Source organism: Amycolatopsis halotolerans (genome assembly GCF_042647905.1).
In the GTDB taxonomy this organism is placed as follows: Bacteria; Actinomycetota; Actinomycetes; order Mycobacteriales; family Pseudonocardiaceae; genus Amycolatopsis; species Amycolatopsis halotolerans.
Genome location: NZ_JBHRWI010000062.1, coordinates 202,200 through 210,535, shown reverse-complemented (window position 1 = coordinate 210,535; position 8,336 = coordinate 202,200). Strand labels below are relative to the sequence as shown.

The 8,336-nt window shown below is 68.3% G+C and carries 7 protein-coding genes; 3 read left to right on the top strand and 4 right to left on the bottom strand.

The genetic code is table 11. The features are described from left to right. Positions 1-730: 730 nt before the first annotated feature. On the bottom strand, positions 731-2,347 hold the full coding sequence (groL, locus tag ACFORO_RS40430) for a chaperonin GroEL (protein WP_354742500.1): 1,617 nt from the start codon (positions 2,345-2,347) through the stop codon (positions 731-733). A gap of 98 nt (positions 2,348-2,445) precedes the next feature. Next, positions 2,446-2,739 carry a co-chaperone GroES gene (gene groES, locus ACFORO_RS40425; RefSeq protein WP_009072407.1) on the bottom strand — a complete coding sequence of 98 codons (294 nt, stop codon included), beginning with the start codon at positions 2,737-2,739 and terminating at the stop codon, positions 2,446-2,448. Between the two features lie 381 nt (positions 2,740-3,120). Between groES and ACFORO_RS40420 the strand changes: the two genes are divergently transcribed. Continuing rightward, positions 3,121-5,043, top strand: a complete 1,923-nt coding sequence (locus tag ACFORO_RS40420) for an N-acetylmuramoyl-L-alanine amidase (protein ID WP_377874046.1) — start codon at positions 3,121-3,123, stop codon at positions 5,041-5,043. Between the two features lie 46 nt (positions 5,044-5,089). On the opposite strand, the gene ACFORO_RS40415 is transcribed toward ACFORO_RS40420, so the two are convergent. Next, the gene (locus ACFORO_RS40415) at positions 5,090-6,418 is read right to left on the bottom strand and encodes a glycosyltransferase family 2 protein (protein ID WP_377874049.1); all 1,329 of its coding nucleotides are present in this window, start codon (positions 6,416-6,418) and stop codon (positions 5,090-5,092) included. 53 nt (positions 6,419-6,471) lie between these two features. Next, positions 6,472-6,978 carry an exosortase P gene (gene xrtP / locus ACFORO_RS40410; protein ID WP_377874048.1) on the bottom strand — a complete coding sequence of 169 codons (507 nt, stop codon included), beginning with the start codon at positions 6,976-6,978 and terminating at the stop codon, positions 6,472-6,474. A gap of 377 nt (positions 6,979-7,355) precedes the next feature. On the opposite strand from xrtP, the gene ACFORO_RS40405 reads away from it, so the two are divergent. Both ACFORO_RS40405 and ACFORO_RS40400 read left to right on the top strand, forming a co-directional pair. Further along, positions 7,356-8,132, top strand: coding sequence for a choice-of-anchor P family protein (locus ACFORO_RS40405; RefSeq protein WP_354748129.1), 777 nt, complete (start codon positions 7,356-7,358; stop codon positions 8,130-8,132). Positions 8,133-8,144: 12 nt separating this feature from the next. Continuing rightward, positions 8,145-8,324, top strand: a complete 180-nt coding sequence (locus ACFORO_RS40400) for an LPXTG cell wall anchor domain-containing protein (RefSeq protein ID WP_344270349.1) — start codon at positions 8,145-8,147, stop codon at positions 8,322-8,324. Positions 8,325-8,336: the final 12 nt, after the last annotated feature.

Sequence of the window (8,336 nt, the reverse complement as noted above, 5' to 3'; positions counted from 1 at the left end):
ACCGAGGCGGACCATCAGGAACCGGCACCCGAGGCTGGACACAAGCACTCAACACCCTTGCCGCACTCTTCCCAGACCGACTCCCACTCCACTAGAATAAAAGAAGAAACCATCCGTGGCTTACACGGAAATCATGACAGGGTCGATCCGGACGCCCGCAGGCGAAATCTCCTGGTCGGAAAGCTATCGCGCAGCTGCGCAACGACCAAGGCAGCGCCGGACTGCGCGACACCCTCGCGAAACTTGCCACCGGCGGCACGGACTGGGCCGCCGGAATCGTCGCGGTACCGGCGGCCATGAAAGACAACGGGTACACCCGCGCCTACCTCGAACTCACGCCGTGGAAGATCGGCCCGCGCGCCGCGGCCCGGGCCGTTCCCGGAGCTGTCCTCGATCGCGCTTCGGTCGAGCCCCGCACTGACCTACTTGCGGATCTCCAGCCGCCGAGACGCGCCCCCGCCCTCCACTGGGGGGACGCCCCAGCCCAATTCTATCGGCCCCACCCCATGGAACCCGCTTCTCAGCCGCACTTGTCCACAGCACCACGGACTTGTGGAAGCCACCCTCCAAGGCACCCAAAGCGAACCCAGCCTGAGCTCGGCCACGTCAAGTCCCGAAGCCCGTCACCGACGCAGCGGCTTCCCTTTCTCAAAGCACCGCAACAAAAAAGCGAGGCGGCACTCCCCCAAAGGGAAGCACCGCCCCGCCAAAAGACGCAGCCGGAACTACATCAGTGCGAGTGGCCGTGGCCGTGTCCGGCGTCCGGCTCCTCCTCGACCGGCTTCTCGACCACGGAGCTTTCCGTGGTGAGCACCAGCCGGGCGATGGACGCCGCGTTCGCGACGGCCGAGCGGGTCACCTTGACCGGGTCGACGATGCCGCCCGCGATCAGGTCGGTCAGTTCGCCGGTGGCCGCGTTGAAGCCCTGGCCCCAGGTCTGTTCCTTGACCTTGTTCACGATGACCGCGCCCTCGTGGCCCGCGTTCGTCGCGATCCAGTGCAGCGGGGCGGTGAGCGCGTCGCGAACGATGCGCACGCCGGTCGCCTCGTCACCGGTCAGGCCGAGGTCGCCGTCGAGCTCCTTGACCGCGTGCACCAGCGCCGAGCCGCCGCCGGGCAGGATGCCCTCTTCGACGGCCGCCTTGGTCGAAGCCACGGCGTCCTCGATGCGGTGCTTGCGCTCGTTCAGCTCGGTCTCGGTGGCCGCGCCGACCTTGATCACGGCCACGCCGCCGCCGAGCTTCGCGAGCCGCTCCTGCAGCTTTTCGCGGTCCCAGTCGGAGTCGGTGGTCTCGATCTCCTTGCGGATCTGCGCGGTCCGCCCGGCGATGTCGTCCTTCGTCCCCGCGCCGTCGACGATCGTCGTGTCGTCCTTGGTGACGACGACCCGGCGGGCCTTGCCCAGCGAGCCGAGGTCGACCTCGGACAGCTTGCGGCCGATCTCCGCGGAGATGACCTCGCCGCCGGTGACGACCGCGAGGTCGTCGAGGAACGCCTTGCGGCGGTCGCCGAAGAACGGGGCCTTGACCGCGACCGCGGTGATCGTCTTGCGCAGCGAGTTCACCACGAGGGTGGACAGCGCCTCGCCGTCGACGTCCTCGGCGATGATGAGCAGCGGCTTCTTCGCCTCGACGACCTTCTCCAGCACCGGGAGCAGGTCGGCCAGCGACGAGATCTTCTCGCGGCTCAGCAGGATGTAGGCGTCCTCGAGGGTCGCCTTCTGGTCCTCCGGGTTGGTCGCGAAGTGCGCCGACAGGAAGCCCTTGTCGAACTGGACGCCCTCGGTGATCACGAGCTCGGTCGCCAGCGTGGACGACTCCTCGATGGTGATCACGCCGTCCTCGCCCACGCGCTCGACGGCCTCGCCGAGCAGCGCGCCGATCGCCGCGTCACGCGAGGTGACGGTGCCGACCTGGGCGATGTTGTCGCGGCCCTTGACCGGGGTGGCCTTGGCCTTGAGGACCTCGATGACCTTTTCCGCGGCCGCCTCGATGCCCTTGCCGACCGAGGTCGGGTTGGCGCCGGCGGCGACGTTGCGCAGGCCGTGCTTGACCAGCGACTGGGCCAGCACGGTGGCGGTGGTGGTGCCGTCGCCCGCGACGTCGTTGGTCTTGGTGGCGACGCTCTTCGCGAGCTGCGCGCCGAGGTTCTCGAACGGGTCGTCGAGCTCGATCTCACGAGCGACGGTGACGCCGTCGAGGGTGATCGTCGGGCCGCCGAACTTCTTGTCGAGGACGACGTGGCGACCGCGCGGGCCGAGGGTGACCTTGACCGCGTCGGCGAGCTTGTTCACCCCGCGCTCGAGCGCGCGACGAGCGTCCTCGTCGAAACTGATCTGCTTGGGCATAACGCTTTCCGCTTACCTTTCGGTTGTCGTGCGACGCAAAACGCCCCGCACCCCGGCATGAGCGGGGCCCGGGGCGTCCTTGCGCTGCGAGTGACGCGTCAGTTGATGACGGCCAGCACGTCGCGGGCGGAGAGGATCAGGTAGTCCTCGCCGTTGTACTTGACCTCGGTGCCGCCGTACTTGGAGTAGATGACGACGTCGCCGACAGCCACGTCCAGCGGAACGCGGTTGCCCTTGTCGTCGATGCGGCCCGGGCCAACGGCCAGAACCTTGCCCTCCTGGGGCTTCTCCTTGGCGGTGTCGGGGATGACGAGGCCGGAAGCGGTCGTCTCCTCGGCCTCGCTCGTCTGGACAACGATCTTGTCCTCGAGCGGCTTGATGTTCACGCTCACCGGGTTGACCTCCACGGTCGTCGAAAGCGTCGGCATGATGACTGGTTACGGCTCATACCACCCCCGCCGTCGCGGGTGCCGGGGCGTGTCCGGGCCGTTCATTTAGCACTCTAGCCACGTGAGTGCCAGCTTCGCAAGGAGGGTCCGGTCACGAGCCGGAACTCGGGACGGAAGCCGCTGACCGGCGGCTTTGTTCCACGCGGATTCCGCACCCCCGGCCGGGCGCGGCGATCAGCCGCGCACGCCCGGCTCGGCAGCCGGCCCAGGCTCTCAGGCACCGCCGTGTGCCCGTTCGGCCCCATCCGGCGGATAACCCCCACCAACTCCCCCGGCGACTGGTTGGATCCGCACAGACAGGCATCTCACTCCTGGAGTCCTCCTATGCCCCGCTCACTCCCGTGGCGCCTGGCCGCCGCGACCACCGGGCTGCTGGCACTCGCCGCGATCGCGGTCACTGTCCCGGCCTCCGCCCAGCCGGCCAACGAGGCCCGTCAGCGCGCCTTCGCCGACGCCGCTCGCGAATTCGGCGTCCCGCTGGACGTCCTGCTCGGCGTCTCCTACCTCGAATCCCGCTGGGACACCCACTCCGGCGCTCCCAGCACCGCCGCCGGCTACGGACCGATGCACCTCACCGACGTCCGCACCACCGGCCTGCGCACCAGCGAGTTCGACAACCCCGACGAAGACCCCCGCGGCGACGACTCGCGTCCGACCCTGCGGCTGAAGGCGCTCAAGCCCTCGCCTCCCCCGCCCGGCAGCCAAACCATCGACAAGGCCGCCGAGCTGCTGCACACCGACGCAGCGAAGCTCCGTACGAACGCCGAAGCGAACATCCGCGGCGGAGCGGCACTGTTGGCCCAGTACCAGCGAGAGTTGGGCGTCAAGAGCGACAACGCGAAGGACTGGTACGGAGCCGTCGCGCGATACAGCGGTTCCGAAGACGTCACCGGCGCGCGCACCTTCGCCGACGAAGTCTTCGCCACCATCAGCAGCGGCATCACGCGTACGACCGACGACGGCCAGGCCGTCAAGCTCGCCGCCGCCTCTGACGTCACCCCGGACCGTGCTCAGGCAGACCGCCTCGGCCTGCGCGCCGGAGAGCCGCCGGCCACCGAGTGTCCGCGGTCGATGTCCTGCGAGTCGGTCCCCGCGCCGTTCCAGAAGATCGGCGACAGCTACGGCAACTACGACAAGGCCGACCGCCCGCGCGACCAGAAGATCGACTACATCGTCATCCACGACACCGAGGGCACCTGGGACTCGGTGATGAAGCAGGCCCAAACCCCGGGCCAGACCGCGTGGCACTACACCGTCCGCTCCTCGGACGGCAAAGTCGCCCAGCACGTGCCCACCAAGGACGTCGGCTGGCACGCCGGGAACTGGTACCTGAACGCGAAATCCCTCGGCGTCGAGCACGAGGGCTTCGCCGCGCAGGGGACCTGGTTCACCGAGGCGATGTACCGCCAGTCCGCGAAGCTCGTGCGCTACCTCGCGCACCGCTTCGGCGTTCCGCTGGACCGCGCGCACATCCTCGGCCACGACGACGTGCCCGGCCCGAACGCGGACAAGATCAAGAGCATGCACTGGGACCCGGGCCCGTACTGGGACTGGGCGCACTACTTCGACCTGCTCGGCTCCCCGCTGGAGCACGGGGGCGCGCCGGATTCCGACCTCGTGATGATCGCGCCGGAGTACTCCGCCAACCGTCCGGTGTTCACCGGCTGCGACAAGATCGGGTCCGGAAACCCTTGCCCCGAGCGGAGTTCGGGCTCCGTCGTGCTGCACACCGAGCCGAGCGAGTCCGCGCCCCTGCTGTCCGACGTGGGCATGCACGGGCCTAATCCGTCCACAATGGACGTCTCGGACATCGGCAGCCGCGCGGCCACCGGCCAGAAGTACGCCGTCGCGGACACCAAGGACGACTGGACCGCGATCTGGTACCTCGGGCAGAAGGGCTGGTTCCGCAACCCGGGCGACGCGCCCACCGCGTATCCGGCCGACGGATTCGTCGCGACTCCCAAGGAGGGCAAAGCGACCGTGCCGGTCTACGGGAGCGCGTACCCGGAGGCCGGGGCATACCCGAAGGACGTTCCGGTGCAGGAGCTCAAGCCGCTGCCGTACCAGTTCGGCACTGGCCAGAAGTACTCGGTCGGCGGGCTGACCGGCTCGGAGTACTACTCGGCGTCCTTCGACGTCGCGACCAACAAGGTCGTGAAGGGCAAGTCCAGGTACGTGGAAATCCAGCTCGGCCACCGCGTGGCGTACGTCAGCCGCGACGACGTCGACCTCGAACCGGCGTCCTGACCGCGGCTCGCTGAATGCCCGGGCCGCCCGCGCGCGACCCGGGCATTCACGCGTCCAGGGCCACCTTCACGCCAGCGCTGGCCTCGGTGTTGCGCCGGGTCTTGGCCCAGCCGTTGCGACCGCGCACCAGCCGGAACAACGCGCGCCAGGACGTGATGTAGAAGGTGTAGATGTAGGCCGCGTACAGCAGGCCCATGCCGATGCCGCGGAAGATGTTCTTGCTGCGCAAGCATTTCATCTGGTAGATCGGACCCCACACGACGAACGGCAGCAGCCCGAACGAACCGTAGATCGCGAACAGGATCCACGCGCCGCCGGTGAACCACGTCCACACCTGACCGGGATCGCCCGCGGTGCTCACGAGAAGCAGGATGAACGGCACCGGGTACAGCAGCGAGCCGAGCAGCTGCATCCACGGCTGCGCCAGGTAGTACATCATCTCCGCGGCGCCCAAAGTGGACACGTGCGGCGAGTCCCAGATCCGGCGCAGGTATCGCATGCACTGCATGGTCCCCTGCCCCCAGCGCGTGCGCTGCACCAGGAACCGGCGGAGGCTGTACAGACCTTCTTGCGCCACATGCGAATCCGGCGTGAACCCGGTGCGCCAGCCCGCGGTGAGCAGGTGCACGCCGAGTTCGAAGTCCTCCAGCAGCGAACCGCGCCACGGGGCGAACTCGTCACCGGCGATCGAGTCCAACGCGGACAGCCGGGTGAACTGTCCGTTGCCGCCCATGGAGATCGTGCCGGTGAAGCCGCGCGACGTCTGGATCGCCGCGATCGCGGTACGGAACTCCAAGTCCTGCAACTGGGCGAGCTTCAGCCCGAACGCGCGGGAGAACCACGTACGGCCAGGTGGACGGCTGCGGAAGTTGCTCATCCGCACGTCGAGCTGGACGGCGCCGACGGTCTCGTCGCCGAACAGGTGGTCCGCCGCGCACACTTCGAGGCAGTTGGGCGCGGGACGGCCGTCCGCGTCGACCACCACGACCACCACGCGGTCGCGATCCGCGTCCGGACCGAGCCATTCGTCCAGCTCGCGGTAAGCGGCGTTGAGCGCGTCTCCCTTGCCGGTGCGCGCTTCCGGGCGCTGGCGGGCGACGAGGTGCAGATTCGCGTCGTAGCCGCCGTTTCGCCGCCACACCGAGCGCACGACGCGGGCGGTGCGGTCGTCGGAGTCGTCGTCCACGACCCACACGTGCGCGCGGCGGAAGGTGCCGCGCAGGTATTTCACCGTCTCGCGGATCACCACCTCCTCGTCGCGGCAGGGAACGAAGAAGTGCCAGGAGAAGTCGGCCGGATCGCCGACCGGAGCGGGTTTGCGGCGCAGGTACGGCACGACGATCACCACGACGTACACGAGGAACGCGACGCTCATGGTGAGCGCGAACGCCTGCGTGACCGACAGCAGGATCTTCAGGCCGGAGTCGCTCACGCCGCGGCCCGCTTCTCGGCCTTCGTCTTCCGCGTCGCCAGCCAGACGAAGAGCACCAGCGAGATCGCGCCGCCGATGACGCTGACCAGCGAGCCGAGCAGGGTGTGGCCCCAGTAGTAGCCCTCGTCGGTGCCGAGCCTGTTGACCAGCCCGACGATCGTGAGAATCCGTAACTGATTAACCAGAATCACCGCGATCGCGGAAATTCCCAGCGAGAAAAAGAGCCTGCGGGCATTCTGCGGCCGGAACCACAGAAGTGCGGCGGTAACTAATAGCAACGGTAGAAGAAGGAATACCGACGAGCATTCCGGAGTCATCCGCAACCCGAATGGAGTATCGCCAGACAACCCGAAGTAGACCGATTCCCGATTTCCGGCCACATAGACCCCCGATGAGGTGACAACCCGGAGGATGACACCGGCCAGCTGTACTTCCAGTTCCCGGTACCCGCGCTCCACGAGCACCAGCACGACCCCCGCGGCGAGCACCCCGAACACCGCCATACGCAGCGGAAACCGGGATGCGCCGGACACCGGCGCGTTGACTGCTGTCACGACGACCCTCTCGAGAAGAAACCCAGCGGAACCGGGGCGGAACCGGCCACGGTCGTGTCCGCGACGGTTTCCGCCCTTCCCCGGGCAACCCCTTTCCGGGGATGCCCGAGCAGCTTTCGGCATATTCTTACTCAAGCTTGCTACTCCGTTCGAGTGATACTTCGCGCAACCTGGGAAAAAGCCGAATTCGTATCACCCGATGTGGTGATCCCACGAAAAAGCTGTGCCATTTCGGAAACGTCCGCCGATAACCGATCCGCGTGCCGACTCTTGCTCAGCGGGTTTAGTCCGCGCGGCGGCTCGCCCTGAGAAAATTCGGAGGACCAGTGAAGAGACACCTCGTGCGACGAGGCGGCATGCTCGCCGTTGTCGTGGCGAGCATCGCCCTGGCCGGAGCCGCTCCGGCCAGCGCCGCTCCCGGCGACGGGTCGGCCTACGGCGTCAACGTCAACGTGACGCTGCTCGGCCAGCCCGCGGTGCACCTTGGCCCGCTCGCGGCCGCGAACACCAACGGCCCGACGGAAAGCACCGCGGTCTCCGCGAATGTGACCGGCGTGCTCACCACCGGCGTGATCACCACGTCCGCCGTGCGCGACGACAACTCCGGCGCGGTCACGGCGAAGGCGTCCACCGCCGACGTCGGGCTGCCGCTGCTCAAGGCCGCCGTCGGCAATGTCGGCGCGAAGGCGGTCGAAGCCGTCTGCACCGCGACCCAGGAAGGCGTCAAGGGCAGCACCACGCTGGTCGGCGCGAACCTCGGCAGCCTCGGCAACGTCGACGCCAGCCCGGCCCCGAACACCGAACTGAAGGTCCAGGTCGGCCCGCTGCACGTGGCGACGCTGATCCTGAACGAGCAGATCAAGAACCAGGACGGCAGCCTCACGGTCAACGCCCTGCACCTCAAGCTGCTCGGCGGCGACGCGCTGGGCGCTCTCGGTTCGGGCGACGTGATCCTCTCCTCGGCGACTTGCGGCCCGGCCGCTCCGCCGATGCCGCTCGCTTCGGGAGCAGGCATGTGGATCGGATTCGGCGTGGTGGCCGCAGTCGCGGTACCGGTCGGCCTGCGCTTCTCCCGGCGTCGTTCGCCCCGCCTGACCCGGTGAGGTGATGGACCGATGTACAAGATGCCTGGCGCCGGGGTCGGCGTCGCCGGTGGCGGGGTGGGCACCCTCGCCGCCACCGGCGCCGACGTCGGCTGGTGGCTCGCGGTCGGCATCGCGCTGGTGATCCTCGGGATCGCCGCGCTGATCGCCGTCCGCCGCCGGAATCGGCGGTTCTCCCGCCTGGACGGCTGAAGAATCCGGGCT

What these genes read in the sequence shown, in the direction of transcription:
- ACFORO_RS40420 (WP_377874046.1), top strand. Translation starts at nt 3,121, where the DNA reads ATGCCCCGCTCACTCCCGTGGCGCCTGGCCGCCGCGACCACCGGGCTG.
- ACFORO_RS40400 (WP_344270349.1), top strand. Translation starts at nt 8,145, where the DNA reads ATGTACAAGATGCCTGGCGCCGGGGTCGGCGTCGCCGGTGGCGGGGTG.
- xrtP (WP_377874048.1), bottom strand. Translation starts at nt 6,978, where the DNA reads ATGGCGGTGTTCGGGGTGCTCGCCGCGGGGGTCGTGCTGGTGCTCGTG.
- groL (WP_354742500.1), bottom strand. Translation starts at nt 2,347, where the DNA reads ATGCCCAAGCAGATCAGTTTCGACGAGGACGCTCGTCGCGCGCTCGAG.
- ACFORO_RS40415 (WP_377874049.1), bottom strand. Translation starts at nt 6,418, where the DNA reads ATGAGCGTCGCGTTCCTCGTGTACGTCGTGGTGATCGTCGTGCCGTAC.